The 243-nt window shown below is 41.6% G+C and carries 1 pseudogene; it reads right to left on the bottom strand.

Annotated features, from left to right (window positions below):
• Positions 1-140, bottom strand: a pseudogene (locus RFW85_RS17770) (lipoprotein-34 precursor (NlpB)); the annotation flags it as partial.
• Between the last annotated feature and the right edge of the window lie 103 nt (positions 141-243).

Genomic DNA, 243 nt, shown 5'->3' with positions numbered 1-243 from the left:
TAACGATTGCCACGCTTGTTTTCAAACTTCGGTGCGTTATCGATAGCGCGCTGTTCTACAGTTGGTGCAGGATACAAAGGTGTCGCTGGTCGTACAGTTGCATCGGCAGGATACTCAAGCGGGGCAAGTTGCTTAAAATTTATTAGCATAAATTTCTATATTTTCAGATGTTTTAGATGTCTGAACCGCGTTTGCAAAGTCACCCCCCTGAAATTTTAACCCATGAATCTTCATATTTTTTAC

Origin of the sequence: Acinetobacter sp. 12966 (genome assembly GCF_031196995.1) — a bacterium.
Taxonomy (GTDB): Bacteria; Pseudomonadota; Gammaproteobacteria; order Pseudomonadales; family Moraxellaceae; genus Acinetobacter; species Acinetobacter geminorum.
Note: the sequence above shows the minus strand (reverse complement) of the source record. Positions and strands in the feature narration are given on the sequence as shown.